The organism is Bacillus sp. FJAT-49711 (assembly GCF_018343715.1).
Classification (GTDB): domain Bacteria; phylum Bacillota; class Bacilli; order Bacillales; family Bacillaceae_C; genus Lederbergia.
Genome location: NZ_JAGYPL010000004.1, coordinates 187,853 through 205,771, shown reverse-complemented (window position 1 = coordinate 205,771; position 17,919 = coordinate 187,853). Strand labels below are relative to the sequence as shown.

Annotated in this window: 19 protein-coding genes and 1 pseudogene; 18 read left to right on the top strand and 2 right to left on the bottom strand. The window is 33.3% G+C overall.

The genetic code is table 11. The features are described from left to right. The first annotated feature begins 24 nt into the window (after positions 1–24). The 10 genes and pseudogenes from KHA96_RS18675 (at position 25) to plsY (ending at position 8,543) form a co-directional block, all read left to right on the top strand. Positions 25–606 (top strand): class D sortase, encoded by a 582-nt coding sequence (locus KHA96_RS18675; RefSeq protein ID WP_213130831.1) that lies wholly within the window; start codon positions 25–27, stop codon positions 604–606. A 138-nt stretch (positions 607–744) separates the two neighbouring features. Beyond that, the gene (locus KHA96_RS23295) at positions 745–870 is read left to right on the top strand and encodes a hypothetical protein (protein WP_283248474.1); all 126 of its coding nucleotides are present in this window, start codon (positions 745–747) and stop codon (positions 868–870) included. Between the two features lie 16 nt (positions 871–886). Then, positions 887–1,423: a hypothetical protein gene (locus KHA96_RS18670; protein WP_213130830.1), complete on the top strand. Its 537-nt coding sequence runs from the start codon at positions 887–889 to the stop codon at positions 1,421–1,423. An 842-nt stretch (positions 1,424–2,265) separates the two neighbouring features. Continuing rightward, positions 2,266–3,507 carry an ABC transporter substrate-binding protein gene (locus KHA96_RS18665; RefSeq protein ID WP_213130829.1) on the top strand — a complete coding sequence of 414 codons (1,242 nt, stop codon included), beginning with the start codon at positions 2,266–2,268 and terminating at the stop codon, positions 3,505–3,507. 78 nt (positions 3,508–3,585) lie between these two features. Then, positions 3,586–4,284 carry a hypothetical protein gene (locus KHA96_RS18660; RefSeq protein WP_213130828.1) on the top strand — a complete coding sequence of 233 codons (699 nt, stop codon included), beginning with the start codon at positions 3,586–3,588 and terminating at the stop codon, positions 4,282–4,284. A gap of 743 nt (positions 4,285–5,027) precedes the next feature. Beyond that, positions 5,028–5,528, top strand: a complete 501-nt coding sequence (locus KHA96_RS18655; protein ID WP_213130827.1) for a DinB family protein — start codon at positions 5,028–5,030, stop codon at positions 5,526–5,528. A gap of 387 nt (positions 5,529–5,915) precedes the next feature. Further along, positions 5,916–6,507: pseudogene (locus KHA96_RS18650) on the top strand (GNAT family N-acetyltransferase). Between the two features lie 143 nt (positions 6,508–6,650). Beyond that, positions 6,651–7,586 (top strand): aminoglycoside phosphotransferase family protein, encoded by a 936-nt coding sequence (locus KHA96_RS18645; protein WP_213130826.1) that lies wholly within the window; start codon positions 6,651–6,653, stop codon positions 7,584–7,586. Between the two features lie 12 nt (positions 7,587–7,598). After that, the gene (locus KHA96_RS18640; RefSeq protein ID WP_349305814.1) at positions 7,599–7,808 is read left to right on the top strand and encodes a DUF2651 family protein; all 210 of its coding nucleotides are present in this window, start codon (positions 7,599–7,601) and stop codon (positions 7,806–7,808) included. A 114-nt stretch (positions 7,809–7,922) separates the two neighbouring features. Then, positions 7,923–8,543: a glycerol-3-phosphate 1-O-acyltransferase PlsY gene (plsY, locus tag KHA96_RS18635; protein WP_249315750.1), complete on the top strand. Its 621-nt coding sequence runs from the start codon at positions 7,923–7,925 to the stop codon at positions 8,541–8,543. Positions 8,544–9,553: 1,010 nt separating this feature from the next. Here plsY and KHA96_RS18630 read toward each other — a convergent pair. Further along, on the bottom strand, positions 9,554–9,922 hold the full coding sequence (locus tag KHA96_RS18630; protein ID WP_213130824.1) for a VOC family protein: 369 nt from the start codon (positions 9,920–9,922) through the stop codon (positions 9,554–9,556). Between the two features lie 370 nt (positions 9,923–10,292). Between KHA96_RS18630 and spoIIP the strand changes: the two genes are divergently transcribed. The 3 genes from spoIIP to KHA96_RS18615 all read left to right on the top strand — a co-directional run bounded on the left by spoIIP (position 10,293) and on the right by KHA96_RS18615 (position 13,176). Further along, on the top strand, positions 10,293–11,420 hold the full coding sequence (spoIIP, locus tag KHA96_RS18625) for a stage II sporulation protein P (protein WP_213130823.1): 1,128 nt from the start codon (positions 10,293–10,295) through the stop codon (positions 11,418–11,420). Positions 11,421–11,714: 294 nt separating this feature from the next. After that, on the top strand, positions 11,715–12,452 hold the full coding sequence (locus KHA96_RS18620) for an alpha/beta fold hydrolase (protein ID WP_213130822.1): 738 nt from the start codon (positions 11,715–11,717) through the stop codon (positions 12,450–12,452). A gap of 61 nt (positions 12,453–12,513) precedes the next feature. Then, positions 12,514–13,176, top strand: a complete 663-nt coding sequence (locus KHA96_RS18615) for a nucleotidyltransferase domain-containing protein (RefSeq protein ID WP_213130821.1) — start codon at positions 12,514–12,516, stop codon at positions 13,174–13,176. 493 nt (positions 13,177–13,669) lie between these two features. Here KHA96_RS18615 and KHA96_RS18610 read toward each other — a convergent pair whose 3' ends face one another. Beyond that, positions 13,670–13,837, bottom strand: a complete 168-nt coding sequence (locus KHA96_RS18610; RefSeq protein ID WP_213131133.1) for a hypothetical protein — start codon at positions 13,835–13,837, stop codon at positions 13,670–13,672. Between the two features lie 467 nt (positions 13,838–14,304). Between KHA96_RS18610 and KHA96_RS18605 the strand changes: the two genes are divergently transcribed. The 5 genes from KHA96_RS18605 (at position 14,305) to KHA96_RS18585 (ending at position 17,856) form a co-directional block, all read left to right on the top strand. Beyond that, positions 14,305–14,721: a hypothetical protein gene (locus KHA96_RS18605; protein WP_213130820.1), complete on the top strand. Its 417-nt coding sequence runs from the start codon at positions 14,305–14,307 to the stop codon at positions 14,719–14,721. 149 nt (positions 14,722–14,870) lie between these two features. Further along, positions 14,871–15,158, top strand: a complete 288-nt coding sequence (locus tag KHA96_RS18600) for a hypothetical protein (RefSeq protein ID WP_213130819.1) — start codon at positions 14,871–14,873, stop codon at positions 15,156–15,158. Between the two features lie 104 nt (positions 15,159–15,262). Beyond that, the gene (locus KHA96_RS18595) at positions 15,263–15,628 is read left to right on the top strand and encodes a hypothetical protein (RefSeq protein ID WP_213130818.1); all 366 of its coding nucleotides are present in this window, start codon (positions 15,263–15,265) and stop codon (positions 15,626–15,628) included. Between the two features lie 170 nt (positions 15,629–15,798). Then, positions 15,799–16,404, top strand: coding sequence for a hypothetical protein (locus tag KHA96_RS18590; RefSeq protein ID WP_213130817.1), 606 nt, complete (start codon positions 15,799–15,801; stop codon positions 16,402–16,404). A gap of 669 nt (positions 16,405–17,073) precedes the next feature. Continuing rightward, the gene (locus KHA96_RS18585; protein ID WP_213130816.1) at positions 17,074–17,856 is read left to right on the top strand and encodes an SDR family oxidoreductase; all 783 of its coding nucleotides are present in this window, start codon (positions 17,074–17,076) and stop codon (positions 17,854–17,856) included. Positions 17,857–17,919 lie beyond the last annotated feature (63 nt).

The window sequence follows — 17,919 nt, the reverse complement described above, 5'->3', positions numbered from 1 at the left end:
CACGCTAATAGGAGAAACAGGTCAATGAAAAGGATAATCCCGATTTTATTATTTTTGGTAGGCTTGGGGTTCCTAATTTATGCAGTTAGCCTGATATGGAACACTCAGGCAGAACAAAAAAAATCGTTTCAAAAAGCTCAGAAGCTAATTGAAGAGCGGATTGAATCGGAGGAATCACCATCTCCGGATGATTTCCATATCGAAACAGGAGATGTCATTGGCATCTTGCATCTCCCCTTACTAGATAAAAAATTGCCCATTATTTCTGGTACAAACGAGGATGAACTAGAACGCGGGGTCGGGCATTATACGACAACAGCATTACCTGATCAAGGAGATCAAATTTTATTATCAGGGCATAGGGATACTGTTTTTCGAGGTTTGGGAGAGCTGCAAATAGGAGACACACTCGTTGTCGAGATGAGTTATGGCGGTACATATACTTATGAAATTTTTGATACAGATATTGTTGATGCGGATGATAGGACAGTGATTCGTTCCACAGCACCTGATGAAATTTTAACTTTGTCCACCTGTTATCCTTTTAGTTTTATCGGTAATGCACCAGATCGCTATATTATTTATGCAGAAAGGATTTATGACTAATTGAAAAAACAAACTAGCGAGGTATAACATAATGCCTTCTTGGAAGGTTTAGTTGCTTTAATAGTTTAAGTAAAACGATTTTACCAACAGCTTGATAGTAGTGTTTCAGAGCCTGCACACCAATATGTTGTTACAGCAATGAACCATCATTTGATTACACTTACAAAGGAAGAATTTGTTAACGTTATGAATAATCCTGTCTTACTAGAAGATGGAATGCTTATGATGAAAGGAGAAGAAACGTATGAACAAGTGGATTCGTAACCTGGGAGTAGGAAGTATGATTATAGCAATAACCTTTGCAGCCTTTTCTGGAGAAAGCTATGCGAATAGTAATGTAAATGAAGTTAAGAATGCTAGCGAAGCTTACGAAAAAATGAACACTCAATCACAACAGCAGTTTATGGCTGGATTGCAAGTATCAAGTATCGATATATCTGCTATGGACTTGGAGACTGCGTTGATGTCAGTTCAGCAGGAGCGAGTTCGACTATTAGAAGAACAATTGAAAAACCAGATTAACGAGGTACAAAAAAGAAATCAAAAAATAGGCGAATTAAGCGAAAAAATAAACGTTGCTAAAGCGGAATTAGCCGAAATAAGACATGCAGAGGGACCATTGGATAAAACCCAAGAATTAGAAGAAACAATTAATCAATTGAAAAGGGATATGGACGCCCAGTCCAATAGCCAGCAAATGGACATGCTCAGATTACAATCTCTGTCCAATAAGCGACAAGAAGCATTTGATGTAATGACGAACTTTATTAAGAAAATGCAAGATAACAGATCGTCCATCATTGAAAATATGCGTTAACTGAAAGCAGAGCCAAATCCCATTTAAACACTACCAATGCTCGCATAAGGAAAGCTTGGGTAAGCAATTTTCAAATGATTCATGTTAGAAATAGACATAGGTGGAGCGACTATTTTAATAACCTGCTGCCAGTCTGATGGGGGTGAATGGTCGTTTTTTCGTCCAAAATATGAAGAAAACCGACAATAATTCGATGAACATTATCAGTCCTATTCGCTGCTGTTTGTTTACTAGACGGTACTGATGTTAGATTTCAAAAGAAAATGTGGTTGCACATTCCGATGATTTCGCGTATTGGGTAGCATAGGATTCTGTGAATTTACAACGATAAAAAAAGAAACCCTGTATCAATAGGGTGTACTCAATTCGAACAATATTAACTAAAAATCAATAATTTGTGAAATTCCTGTATATGGAAATTAATAAATGCTATCAAAGGCAGTATCTTTTAGGAATGTGAAAAGAGCCAAAATACGCAAGTGGTGCATATTCGGATTTCGTGTGGAAAATCTGATAATTAGGCTTATGCTTATAGCACCTAATTGAATAATAGTCTAGAATACTGTAATTTATTATTCAGTTTTATTTCTGATTAAGTTATACCTTTAAGGTATTAATATGATGCTTTATTAGTAACTCTATTTTACTATTCTGATAGTCTGTAACAATTTTAGATAAATATGTCAATCTCTTAAATGTGGTTTTGCTGTTATCGAATGTAATCATCTAGACTAAATATATCTTTTTTTTTTTAAAACCTATTCAATAAACTATACAAAAAGATTATAGTCATGGAGAAATGCGATTTTATTTCGTTTGTGAGAAAGGGTGATGAGGGACTGATGAAGGGGAAGTTTTATGTTGTCTTAGTTTGGGTTCTTTCTTTATCACTTTTGATATTTGTCAATGGTTGTTCTATTCAAGAGACTCAAAAAGATACAAATGTTATCAAATTGGCGGCCTTATTACCGTTGAGTGGTGGGTTAGGATCAAAAGGGGAAATTCGTAAACTAGCAATTGAGATGGGTGTGGAAGATACCAATAAAAACTGGGAAGAAGAAGGATTGGATCTGCAATTCGAACTTACAGTTGAGGACAGTCAGAGTGATCCAGAAGTTGCTCTTTCAAAAGCAAAGAAATTATGGGAAGAAGGGCATGAAATTTTTATTGCCGGTTCAAGTGCAGAAGTAGAAAGTATACAACCTTGGGCGTCTGAACAAGGTGCTATCGTTATCAGTTATAGTAGCACTTCACCTACACTTGGAATTGAAGGAGATAGTGTCTTTCGGATGGTTCCTGATGATACTGAACAAGCCAAAGCATTAGCAAATCTATTGGCATATGAAGGAGTTTATGCAGTAGTTCCCGTTTATCGAAATGATATTTATGGTAGTGAATTAACTAAACAGTTTACGGAAGAATTTGAATCACTTCATGGGACGGTCACAGAGCCAGTAATTTACCAGCCAAAGGAAACAGATTGGGAACTTGTTTCGAAAAAAATTGCGAATGCAGTGAAGAGTTTGGAAATGGAAAAGGAACGGATTGCAGTTGTTCCAGTTGCATTTGATGAAATAGCCGATATGCTTAGAAATAGTGATAAAGAAGATAGTATGGATGGAATCCGTTGGTTTGGAACGGATACTGTTACACTCAGTCCAGTCATTTTAGATGATGAAGAGATTGCACAAAAGGCATCACAAGTGAATTTGACAGGAGTAACATTCGGTATTCCTGATTCAACCTTGTTTAACACCATTCAATCTGAATTGGAAACTTTTACAGAAGGCCCCTTTCTTCCTGATGCACTGTTTGCTTATGATATTCCAGGCATGTTAGCTTCTGTGATGAATCAACTTAAAGATCCGTTTGACAGAGAAGAATTGATGAATAATATGATAGAAGGGTCAGCGACTTATGCAGGTGTAACAGGGTGGACAGCTTTAAACGAAAAAGGAGATCGCAAATACTATCATTATGATATATGGGAGGTTCAGGAAGATATTGAGGATTCATACAATTGGATTCAAACCGCAAAATATTTAAGGAATCCAGGCCTTCCAGGATATATTTCTCCTAATTAATTCTTACAATGGATGTTTTTAAATAATGAAAGGTGATAGAAGATGGACATGTGGATTCGCAACATAGGAGTAGGCTGTGTGAGTATAGCCATCATTTTGGCAGTCTTTTTTGGGATAGGGAATGAAAATAGTTATGCGGTTGAAAAAGATCGTTATGAAGATGAAATGAAGGAAGCACTTGAAGCTTATGAAAATATGGATACCCAATCACAACAGCAGATGTTGGCTAGTGTTAAAAGCGTTGGTCATGCCAATTTAATAGGAGAGGACGTAATAACTTCGATCATACAGGTTCAGGAGAACCAACTTCGGTTACTAGATAGTCAATTGAAAAAACAGAGTGACTTAGTGAGGGATGGAGACCGACAATTACAAAAGTTAAATGAATTATTGGAAGTCACTCAAGCAACAGAAGTAGCAATACGAAATAGTAAAGACGAACTAGTTGTGGGAGCACTGTTGAAAAAATTAAGTGCAGAAATGCGATCTGCGGCTCTAGAATCACGCCAACAGGAATTAAATGAATCAATAGCGGCTCTACAAGCAGATGTAGAACGAATGCGAAATGCTGCAGACCAACGATTTACTGCAGCAATAGTCCAAGGAAGTTTACAAATAGCCGGAGGAGTTACACAAGTAGTCAATTCTGAAATCAATGTTCAGTCCCAGAATCAACAGATGGATATGCACAGATTACAATCTTTGTCCAATATGCGGGAGGAAGCGATTGAAAGGATGACAAAATATCAGCAATTACAAGGAACACCTAAGGATTAAATCCGTTGTCCTTTAAGGTTAAAGCATTTTTAAAAAAGATGATCATGAAGTTCAATTAGCTGTATGACGTCCAAAGTTTACGATTTTCAATCATTATACACCCATATTTTTGACCAAAAAAGCTTCTTTTTAGTAAAAATACTAAATGGGAAGCTTTTTTTATCTGGCTCTAAAAATCATTATTGATTTCTGTGGGAAGGTATTCACATAGGGGCGACTGAATGCTTTTATTGAAGATGAAGTAGTGATGACGAAAAAAGAAAGAATGTGAAACTGTCCTTAATTTGGACAAAGGTGATACTTATGGCTATGAGTTATTAAGTATGTGAAACGATCTTACTTAAAGTAACAGGGGATTTAGTGGAATAAGGATTACTGAAATGATATAACTTTTTTATCAAAAATAAATCCTAAGAATGTCAAAAATCAGCGTTTTGAACAATCTTTTTTCAAAAATAAAATAGTAAGAGTATTGATCCATTAACATTCAATGGCTTGTTTTTAATCAAACTTTATTATAAAGCAACAATAAAGTCACGACGTTTATAAAAAAGTTTGATTAATTGTTGAGGAACGTTTTCAACAAAATTGGATAGTTGGTTAAATATAGAGGAGATTGTGAGGTTCTTTTTTAAACTAACGGAACATGTGAACGAAGGTATTTATAATCGAAGATTGAATAATTAGTTATATATATATAAAATTTAAGATATGAGTTAAAAAGTACCAAAGGAGGAATTAAATTGACCGAACTTAAAATGATTAATACTTACAAAAGCGAGCTTCAAAATTATTCATTGGAACAGCTAAGATATAAATCGGAAGAAGGGGTTTGGTCTATTGGACAAATGTATGACCATTTAATTCTTGTTGCTCATGAGTATCTAGATAATATGGAAACTTGTGCTACCTTAAATGATGAACAACCCCTAGGGAAAACGGAGTTTGGTGAGCATTTATATAAGAACGGAGGGTTTCCACCAATTAAAATTAAATTACCGGATGAACTAAATACTCCACCTAATAATTCGAATAGCATTGACGAACTTATTAGCAGAATGAAACAAGTAATTCTAAGGTTGAGCAAATGGGAATCAAAAGTGGATAATATAAACCCGAATTATAAAGTCAAGCATGGAGGGTTCGGCTGGCTGAATGCAAGGGAATGGTATGATTTGGTTGGTATGCATTTTCGTCATCACTTGCGTCAAAAGGTTGAATTAGAACAAAGGTTTATTAAGTAACGAGTGCGTGTCAGACGAGCCTAAGTCCTATCTCTATAAAAGTTAATTTGCCATATAAATAAGAGTATGTTTGATCATTTTTTTTCAAAACATACTCTTAATGTTTGCCATAAAATCAAAGTTTATAGCGTTATGTATTCAACCAGAATTATTTGTCTGAAGATTTGTCCGCAAAATTTTTAAAAAGCATTATATTCTATTAAAGCGCGATTATCAAATCTCTCATAATATCAACGTTTTTTATTTAAAAAAATGATCTTATGTAATCGTGTGTTATCCATGAATAAGGATAAGTGTCCTTTTTTCATATAAAGGCCAGATTTTTCATTAACCAAGGTCATGGTTTTAACTTCAACCAACAAGTTCTTAAGGGGGAGAAAATATAAATTGATTATTCGTGAATATAAAGATACTGATGAAATAGGTTGGGTTCGATGTAGAACACTATCATTTTTAAATACAGCTTATTTTTGATAATGTTTTAAATAAAAAGGAAAGCTATGAGAATTCTGCAATCGAACTAATTGCAGAATTAAACGGAGAAATTGTTGGTCTCATTGATGTAGAGTATGAAAAGGAAGAAAAGACAGTTTGTTCAAGGGCGGAAGGTTTAGGAGGAATGATCTGGCATATTGCAGTTCATCCAGATTATTATCGACAAGGAATTGGCGAGCAACTACTTCAAGAAGCGGAAAAGCGAGCAGTCGATTTAGGTTTAAATCGTTTTGAAGCCTGGACTAGAGATGACTGTTGGGTACAGAACTGGTATGAAAAAATGTTGTTTAATAAAGTCGATTCATACTACCATATTTACTTTGAAGGAAATGAAATGAAAAATAGAATTCAAAGTATCATCCCTAAACTCTACTTAGTCAATTCATTCGCACATTACGTAGGAGAAGAGATTGAGCAGTTTAAAACATCCAACCAACGAATTCATGAATGTGTTTGCTATGAAAAATATTTGAATATTTTATAGTGCTTTTTAAACGAACGGGTGCGATAGTCCAAGAAGGATTATCGCTATTTTTGTAGAAGTTATTGTACAAACGGGAATTTAAGAGGAAATATTAAGTAATTGATAAATGCAGTCTAATTACATAGTTAAATAAGGAGAATTTTATGATACAATCGCATGTTTCGAAAGCAGAACGAATTACAGAGGATTTTTTACAAGAAAGGGTCATAAAATCATATCAAATAATAGGTAAAGGAAGCGTAAATCAAGTTTGTGTAGCTGAGACGAATAACAGGAAAGTTGTAGTTCGCATGAACAAAGCGGATACATATTCGAGTTTTGTTAAAGAAAGTTGGTGCATCGAGCAAGCTCGAGCAGTTGGCATTCCTAGTCCACAGGTATTGTCTATTGGTATAGTTGACGAAACCGCGTATATGATCCAAACCTTCATAGATGGAGAGAACGGATTAGATAGTACGAAACCCAAGAGGGATATTTGGAAGCAACTTGGCGCTTACGCCAAACTAATTCATACGATTCCAGTTAAGGGATATGGGGAAAATCTGATTTCAATACATGGTATGTTTCAGTCGCCTCCTCATGCAGGGTCAGATGGTAGTTGGTTGGGTTATGTAAATTATAATATCAACAGTTTAACCGAGAATGATCAGTTAATAGAGCTTGGGGTAATCAATCAGACAGAATCTAAAAAAATTAGAAAACTGTTCGAAGGTTTGAAGGAAGAGAAGTTCCATTTTGCTTTAAATCATGGGGATGTCTCATTGAAGAATACAATCGTCAATAATGAAGGACAGGTATTTTTACTTGATTGGGGCAGTGCAGAAGTATCAGTGATACCTTATGGTGACATTATAGAAATGTTGAAGTGCCAAATCCTAGGTAGGGAGCCCAATAATGAAGAATTTAAAGCATATCTAGATGGCTATGGTTTAATGGAAAAGGACCTCTCTAGCGTGAGAGTTTTGTTGCTGTTAAGAGCTTTCGACAAACTGAGATGGGCTATTGATAAAAGTCCTGACCTAATTAAACCCTGTGCTGCGTTTGCGAAACAAGTTGTTGATATGGCTTTGATTAGATAAATATATCTTTTGGTGTTGTTAGTTTTGCCTATCATTGTTATGATCATGTCGATTGTAGGAATGTTTTTCTTGAAAAAGTTGTCTGTAATACCTTTATTAATTTTTGTTGTTTTTACAATTTTAATTTTCACTGTATTTAATAAGTCTTTCTGTATTTGGGTAGTAATTTACACGGTTATTTCCGTAATTATTAGCTTAATTATAAAGTTTGTTAGAAAGTAATTTGCTATATGATTTCATCTGAAAGATTTGGCTTGCTCAATTAACAGGTGTAGTTGTCCCATAATGATTTGCCATAAAAGAGCCAGTTTGTGGAGGTAAGGGAGGAAATTGATGATGGATATTTTAAAGATTTTTGTTGCCTTAACTTTTGGTTACCTTTTAGGTAGTCTGAATACAGCGGTGATTGTAGGGAAAATATACGGCATGGATATAAGAAACCACGGAAGCAAAAGCGCCGGGCTTACCAATACTCTAAGAACACTTGGGAAATCTGCTGCGGTGTTTGTTCTTTTGGGAGATATATTAAAAGGAATAATTGCCTGTTCTATAGGCTTGTTACTTGGCGTTTACTTTTATTCAGGAGGGACGATGGATTCCTTAAGCCTTTTGGTGGCAGGCGCAGGCGCGGTTATAGGGCATAACTGGCCGGTATATTTTAGGTTTAAAGGAGGAAAGGGAGCACTAACGTCAGTGGCTGTGCTGTTTATGATTGACTGGGTTATGGCCCTTTTATGCATTGGTTTTTTTGTAATAATAATTGCTTTAACAAGGTATGTTTCTTTAGGCACCATATTAGCTACAATGCTTATTGCGGCTATTTCATTTATTCCTGTTTTTGGGCATACCTTATATTTTAATATTTTTGTATGGCTAATGGCTCTAATGGTTATTTTTAGACATAGGGAAAATATAAAAAGGCTGCTTTTAGGAACTGAAAATAAACTTACTTATTGATCTCTTCGCAGCGTTGAGCATCTTGCCGGTTCTTTAAACGGTTGCTTTTGCTGAATAAAATATAAATTTTTAAATGACTTTAGTATCATTTAATAGCGTTTTAAGGTAGGGAAATAATCAAAAAAGCGGACAAAAATAGGGAAGGAGGATCTTCGCTTTTCGCCTGTTTACGTTCATTTACTCGACAGATTAATCACGTAATATACATCATCGTTTTCATAACAATCAATATCGTCAGGATTTAATGGAATCTTTTTATTTAGTAAACACTCAAAAAGGTTCCAATCTCTTACTTTGAAGGGTATCACTTAGATGGTTGTCAATGATAACCGGAAGGAAGAAAGAAGGTGAAATGTATGTTCAAAAGAGTATTAAACATAGTGACAGTTATCATACTTTGTGCATTCTTGATTTATGGATACAAATCAATATTCTTTAAGCCAGTACATGCGATTGAATTAGCACGAACTTATACTAATCTTGCAACAATAGCATTTTTGTTAGCGGTTTGTCTATTCATCAAATCTAACATAAAGAATAGAAAAAACAGATAGATAAAAAAAAACCTTTTTGAAAAAACATCTACAGCTTGGCAAGATTAAAAATGATATTAATGCGTAGTTCGAATAAAATATAAAGTTGCTATCGGGATCAATTCTAAAGCATTAAAAATTATTCTTTTCTTAATAAATTTAGATCAGATTGTGATGGATTGTACTTATCCTACACTTTTACAAAAAGAAGCGAAATGTAAATGCCAAATAAAAAAGGTACAATTGAATTAAACCAAATTAGAGGCAATAAATTAAAAGTTTCTTTAACGGTTTGTTTTATTATCAGTTCATAATCAAATCTCCTATTCTCTATCGCTTCGTTCCATCAATAAGAAAGAGCGACCTTCCTTATTGAAGCATCGCACTTATTTGTTGAAGATATACTACTTAAAAATATTATTCGTTTACAATCATTGTATGTTCAATCTGATATAAAATTTACTTCATTTTCCTCCCTTATCTTTCTACCAATTCTAGCTTCTCGCCATTCGGACCCTCAAAAAACGCAATTTTAACATTATCTTTTAAAATAGATCGAGGTTCTTCATCTACCAATTTGACACCTGCTTCTTTCAAGCGTGCGAGTTCGGCTTCAATATCTTCAACTGTAAAGGCTAAGTGATTTACGATCCCTTCGTTTTCAACTTGAACGCCATAAACAAGTTCAATCTCTACACTTGGCTGCTCTGTAAAATATAAGAAGGCAAGCTCCACTGTGTCATTTAACCACTCTCTACTTCTTAATTTTAAACCAAGGATGTTTTGATAAAATGCTAGAGACTCATCCATGTCCTTAACCATAATTCCTATATGTTCCATTTTCATAATGCATTCCTCCCAACGGAATAGTATGTATCTTCTTTTATATAATAGTCCATTATTGACTATTCCGATAGTGAAAAAATTCAAATTATAGAGAACTTAGATTTTTGAAAGAAAGGACGATGAAAGATTTTAAGGAATGTATAATTTGATCGGATCGCTTTTATAAAAAGTGATCTTTTCATTTAATTATTTCCGATAGTTGGCTGCTGTTTTCAATAAGGCTTAATTCAAAGCAATATTAATAAATAGAGAATTGAAATCTAATATTCACCATTTGAATAATATATGAATATTTATCAATGAAAAAACATATTGATAGTAAACATAGAATACAAGATTAAAATTCGTACTATTAATAGAGGGTGAATAAATGAAAAATCACAGATATAGAGACAGATCCGATAAATTATTGTTTTTTAGGATACTTATTGTTTCAATACTTTTATTAGGCATCATATATAAGTATGAATTTAAGTCCGAAGTAATGCAAAAGCTGTTTCAGGATATTAAGGCAGATGAGTTATTTATTCAAGTTATGAAATTTGAAAATCATTATTTCTTTCCTACTTATCAAAGTGACTTTTTATCATTTAAAAATATTTCTGAGGGACTTCTTAAAATAATCATAAATATAAAACCTTCTGATACTCGAAGCTTTTTAATAAATGAGATTCCTGGATTAGCAAACTATGATACAAAAATAATTGTTGCAGGGGAAGGAACCGATTTGACGACGCTTCCTTTTGAATCGCCACCCCCTAAAAACTTTATAGAAAAAGAAGTTCACGATCAGTTTAATAATAACACGGATAAAAACGATACAGACAATACTGTAGTCCATGAATCCAAAAGTGTGTTTATTTATCATACACATAATCTAGAATCTTTTCTTCCTTTACTAAAAGACGCAACTGTTCCAGATGAAGCATTTAGTTCTGATAGTAAGGCAAATGTGGTAGCTGTTGGTGAAAAATTAAGTAATAGTTTGATAGCATTGGGGATAGGTGTTGAGCATAATAAGACCAACGTAAATAATGAGTTATTAAAACGGAAATGGGATTATTCTGATTCATACAAACTATCACATGAAATTGTTCAGACAGCTCTAGCTAATAATAAAAATATCCAATATTTTATAGATATACACCGTGATTCAGCTAGAAAAGCAGTAACTACAAAAAATATAAAAGGTAAACCATTTGCAAGACTATATTTTATAGTTGGAAAAGAAAATAAAAATTACCAAAAAAACTTAGAATTCGCAAAAAAAATTAATAGTGAATTAGAAAAAAAATATCCCGGTATCAGCCGTGGAGTTTTCTTGAAAAATAGATACCAAGGAAATGGAGTCTATAATCAAGATGTATCAGACAAAGCAATATTAGTGGAACTGGGAGGTGTAGATAATAACATTGAAGAGCTGAATAACACTATAGACGCTTTGGCAGAAGTTTTTGCTGATTATTATTGGAAAGAAAATGAAGCGACCAAGCAATAGTATATATTGGACTTTGTGATATTGAGTATATGTTTATAATTCTTTCTTAAAAAAGTGCTCCTTTACTTATGGATTGTGATTCTAGAAATCACAAATTCAAATAATATTGGAGTACTTTTTTGCTTTAGTTATTAATTACCTACAATATTCAGGATTTAATCAATTAAGTTATGACATATTTTTTAGTACTTCATTTATTTCCATAAGGAGTAAAGCTTTTTCCATATCCTGATAAGCAGGAGATCCTAAGTTCTTTATGGAAAAGTTTATATAAAGTTATTATGGAGGGAAGTTATGGATCCCAATATTATCGGTAAAAAGCTGAATGTTGATGGGGTGAATTTACATTATGAATATTCGGAAGGGCCGGTTCATAATATGACCATTGTTTTTGAATCTGGGTATGGATGGGATCTAAATAATTGGCTTCCGATTAAGGATGAAGTATCAATATTTGCCAATGTATTTATGTATGACAGAGACGGGATCGGAAAGAGTGAAAGAAGTGAAAGGCCAAAGCATAGTTTGCAAATTATTGAAAACCTTAGAAGATTACTTAAAAAAGCAAATATAAGACCTCCTTATATTTTAGTAGGACATTCATTTGGAGGATTAAATGTTAGGTTATATGCAGGTAAGTATCCAGATGAGGTAGCTGGAGTTATACTTTTAGATTCTTCCCACGAAGATCAAAATGAAAAAATGGTTCCTTTGTGGAGTAAAGAATTACAGGAAGATTATTTTAGTGGGTTTTCCCTTGAAAGTTCACTTAGTACATTTGAGGAAAGCTTAGAGCAAGTAAGAGCTGTAAAATCCCTTGGAACGATCCCGTTAACTGTTTTAACAGGTAGTTCACAGCCACATCATACATCCGAATCTTGGGCTTGCTGGACAACATTTCAGAAGGAGTTGGCTAATATGTCGTCAAATAGCAAATATATTATTGTAGAAAATGCTGGCCATGCTGTTCATATTGACAAACCCAAAGCAGTTATAGAAGCAATTAGAGAAATGGTGGAAAAAATAGAATGAAAATATTTAAATTTCTGATACTGAAGTTTCAGCGGCTTTACTAGAAAAAATGAGGTGCAAAATGGAAAATATTATATCCAGTGTGAAAACATTTTTAGAAGATGCAAATTTCAAATGGGCAATATGTGGTGGGTGTGCGATTGACCTCTTTATTGGAAAAATTACAAGAACACATACGGATGTAGATATTTTTGCGTTTTGGGAGGATAGACCAAATATTATTACCTTTATGATAAATAAAGGGTGGAGAGTTTTTGAAGCTTGTGGTGGTGGAAAGGTACTTGAATTGTTTGATTCTTCTAAAACACAAATGAAACGAAATTTATTTTGTTTTCCAAGCAGTAACACTAGATGTGCTTTACAACCGACAAATGAAAAAAATACATACCAATTTTCAATTAAAGCTAATGAACAAGTAGCTTTTGATTATATTGAATTTCTATTTAATCAAAAGGACGAAAATTATTTTTACTATATTTTAAATGATCATTCTATAAAACGATCTATTAATAGTGCCTTTCTAATAAAAGATGGACTTCAATATCTGTCTCCAGAAATTGTTTTATTGTATAAATCAACCTATATAAATTCAATAGATGCATCTAAGCATGAACAAGACTTTAACTCATCCTTACCACATTTATCCATAGAACAAAAACAATGGTTAAAGAGATCTCTTGAAATTTGTCATCCCGATACTCACGAGTGGATTCCTAAACTATAAAATATCGAGTAAAGAAGGAAGCCATTATGATCAACTGCTTTTTCTCTTGGCCGCAACCGTTAAGCTTAAAAAGGATAATGATACAAGGGAGAAAATTAAAAGAATATTCATTGCTTCAATATAAATTAATAGCTTCAATTTGGCAAAGTATCGCGCAGTTGATCCTCACAGTATTAATAATGTACGAATTTCTATTTGGAAAAAGAAGGTAAGGTAAATGTTCTTTGTAGGTTCAGAATATATTCTTTGTAATCACTTTATCCATTATTAAGATAAGGGAAAATTTTAAGGAGGCAATTATGGGCATATTCCTCTGGCCGTTCATGATCTGTTTGAATACTTCAATTGTGGCATTATGTATGAAAAAGCCTGTAGCGATGCTTCCATTATTGACTTTAGTTGGATAATTTCTTATTTATTAGTTCTAATCTAGGACAAATAATAATAAGGAACCCAAAAAGAAATGAATTTAAGGGTTCAAAATCAACGATTACTATATTTTTTCTTTTTCTAATAGGCGAATGATTTCTTTGTTTTGTTCAACTTGGATTTCGCTATTTCTCTTAATCTGATAAATCCATATTAAAAGAAATACCCCCGCCACTGGTAAAGCTATTGTAATTAACATAGATAACAAACTTAATACACTTGATACAACCATATAAAACACCCTCCCTAAGGAAGATTCTAACATATTTGAATCCTTAATTCGTTATTAGTAATTAAAATTAGATATAACGGCTTTTCTCAAAAGCAGGCAATGACTTTGATTATTTTACTAACTTTTTATATATCAACTATCGGGTCTTTGAGCTAAGGAGGATAAATACTTTTTTAGTTAAGATTGTAATTCTAGAGGAGAGAGATGATAGCTTAATAAGAACATCGGGAAAGAATAAAAAATCCCGTAACAATGATAATAAGTGTAGAAATTTTTGTAAGACAACCCCCGTTTCCTAATGCACTTGGATCTCCAACCCTTCAACGGTTAACGGCCATAGCTGATAATTGAGTTAATAGTCCAAGAGTTAAAGATCGATTGCCGATGAAAGCATCTTTTTAATTGTCTTATTTACTATAACAAGCACTTTTTAAACTTTGATTGCTAACAATTAAGGAGGCAATTCATTGAATAAAATACCTTTAACATTTCTACTAATGGTTTTCTTAATAGTAGCTTGCCAAACAAAAGATTCCAATGCAATTACCTTGGAAGAAACGCTATCTTTGTTTGATGAAGAACAAATGTCACTTAAAGTAAGTAATGTGAGAGATAGTAAAATTTTTGGTATGAAACTAAATGGGGTGAGACCATCTTTTTATGAATTAGAGGGGAAGCTCCTGTTGGTTTATATCTATGATTCAAATGATAAAAGAGAAAAAGGTTTGCAAGAATTTCATAATAAAACAGCAAACTTCAATGTGGTCTCATATAAGGTGTATGAAGTAAATAATTTGTTGCTTTTTTATGTATTTAATGAAAACCTTGATATTATAATAGATAATAAAATACTGAAAATTATAAATAGATTAAATGGAAATTAATTTTAACGAATTCTATTGTTTAAGAGAGTAATTCGCTGTTATCACTTTAAGTTACAAATAGGGAGATCAAATTCACTATATATAGTAAAAGGCTGGAAACTCGAGATAGCCATTATTTAAGATTAAGGAAATATTTTAAGGGGGAAATTATGGGTAGATTCTTTTGGCCATTCATGATCGTTTCGATTATACTTTCGATTATGGCTTTTTATATGAAAAAGCCGTTCTTTCTTGTGATTTCTAGTTTATTAATAGCTCCGTTATCACTTTACTTAGCTGCTACCCCGAGTTTTAAATGGTGGGGGTTAGTTTTTCCACTTTTTTATCTTGGTGCTGCTTTTACCCTAAGAAAAAATAGTAGGTGGCTAACAGTTTTTTTAATTGCTCCAAATATATTACTAATTGGATGGATAGGTTACAATGTAATGAACCAATAAAACCCAACAATCAATGAACGTGTTCTAAAATATAATGCACATTTAATAATATATTAAGCTAATGATGCAGCTTAAATGAAAATAAATATAAAAGGATAGATTAAATGTTAAAATCAAAGGTCTTTATTATAACAGTTCTATTGTTTAGCCTATTATCCATCTTTATTATTCAAAAGAAAGACGTGATTTTTCAAGAGGGAAATCCTATACCGTTAGCAGTAGCAATATCTAAACTTATTTTTCTGGACAAAGAGATAGCTGAGGTAAAGGGATCAGTTGAAATAGATGATATTTACGGATATTTAGTAAAACGGGGAGAAATGGAGCCATACATTAATATGATGGAAAAAGACGGCTGGCGTTTTGTAGAAAGAAACGAGATTTCAAATGCTTTAGTATTTGAGAAGGGGAATATAACACAAAGTGTTGCCTATCAATATTACACAAGGTGGTACACAATAATTTATTAATCGTCTTAAGGCGAACGGGATAAATTGATAAAAGTGAGTAGCAGGAAGAATGAGAATATGATTAACATAAAATCATTAAACAATTATTCATAAATTAAGAAAAATATAATGAACCCATTCTTCTAACAATTTATTTCCCTAGTATATACAATTCTATCGTGATCATGTATATGGATTACGGATTTAAAGAATACGATTTGGCAGGTGATAATATGTTTGGGTATCTTCCTGAATTTAAAGATTATTATATAGAACTTTTAACTTTAGCCGACTTTGATACAGAGTCAAATTCTAATGATAATGTCGATTTTAAGTATCACATACATAATAGTGAAGAATTAAAAAATATAAGAGATAAATATCAATTAGAAAAAATTGCCGGTGACGGCGATGAATTGTCCAAAATATTAATTCTTATGTATTGGGTAAGTGGAAAGTTGGGGCATGGAAATGTAATGCCTCCACTGCCTTGTAATGCATTACATATCTTAAGCTTAATTGATAGAGAAACAATCAAAGTTAATTGCTATGCCATTGCGACTGTCCTGAATGAAGTTTATCTTAGTATGGGGTTTCGTTCCCGTCGTGTTCATTGTCGTCCATATGACGCTTATGATATGGACAGCCATGTTATAACGATAGTTTACTCAGAATCATTAAGGAAATGGCTTTATTTAGATGCTTCCTGGGGGATATATATTACAAACAAACACGGAGAGTTATTAAGTATTAATGAGTTTCGGAACTATTTAGAAATAATCTTGAAGTTAGATTAAATAGTAATGCCGAAATTTCAAGCGAATATTATATTGGGTATATGGCGAAAAACCTTTTTTGGTTCATGTCTCCAGTCGAGAGTAAATTTAATTTCGAAGTAGTTCAAAAAGTTAAAGAATACGCTGTATTATTGCCAAAATTCTATGAGCCTTTGGAATTAAGGAATGATTCTAGTTCCAATAAATTCCATGTAATTAGAAATCACGAATTTTATTGGGATACTCATGGCTGAATATTATGTTGAGATTCTCGTGATTCCGTTTAAGTGTATTCTAGTAGGAATAAGTGGAGAGAAGGAATGGAGATAAGTAACATATTGTTTTTAGAAAAAGAGTAGCTAAAATCCGCGTTAGATAAGTTATAATTGCAAATGTAAGCCCTTTACTAAAGAGGTTGTTTAAGATATCATATTATCTACGGAGATGTACGAAAGGAGCATGGACTTTAATGGGAGATATTCTTTAATGGCTTAGTAATTGAATGGAGTTGCTGATTCCCTTTTCAATTTGAAAAAGGGGCAATTTCCCATCATTATTTACACCATTAAAGGATTGCTGGGTTCGTGTGCTATAAACACCGGGCGAATACCTAATTTGGGTATTCGCTTTTTTGGTAGTTTACATTTCCAATAGTGCATTGTTCAGCCTTTCCGGTAAGGAGATGCTTATATGAAAAGATTAATAAATAAGATTGCAATCGTGACTGGCGCTAGTCGAGTAAAAGGGATTGGTACTGCAATATGTCGAGAATTAGCTAGAGAAGGGGCGGACATTTTTTTTACACATTGGTCAAATTATGATCGTCAGATGGAGTGGTTTAATAAAAATGATGATTCCGATTGGTCTCAAAATCTTGTAGATGAGATTCGCAACCTTGGAGTACGATGTGAATCAATGGAATTGGATCTGTCACAACCAGATGCTCCGAAAAAACTACTTTATGAAGTTCACGAGAAACTTGGTTCTCCATCCATTCTTGTTAATAATGCGACACATTCTGTAGACGTAGATTTTCGTACCATGAATGCGGAAATTCTTGATGCTCATTATGGCGTAAATATTAGAGGTACGTGTCTTTTAACAGTTGAGTTTGTACGTCAAATTGAAGGGAAACAAGGGGGACGAATTATTAATATGGTGTCAGGTCAAGACAAATCACCTGAACCCGGCAATTTAGCTTATGTTGCAACAAAAGGGGCTGTTTCAACTTTTACAAAATCAGTCGCCCTTGAGTTAGCACCGCTTAAAATCACGGTTAATGCCGTGGACCCCGGACCAACAGATAGTGGATGGATGAGTAATAAGTTGAAGCAATCTTTATTACCGAAATTTCCTATGGGTCGACTCGGTGAGCCTAGAGATGCGGCTAAATTAATCGTCTTTTTAGCAAGTGACGAATCTGAATGGATCACGGGGCAAATTATTCATTCAGATGGGGGATTTTGGGACTAATTAAAAGATTTATTGTTAGCATGAATGAAACGGAACGATGGTTGTATTGTTCCGTTTTGTTTA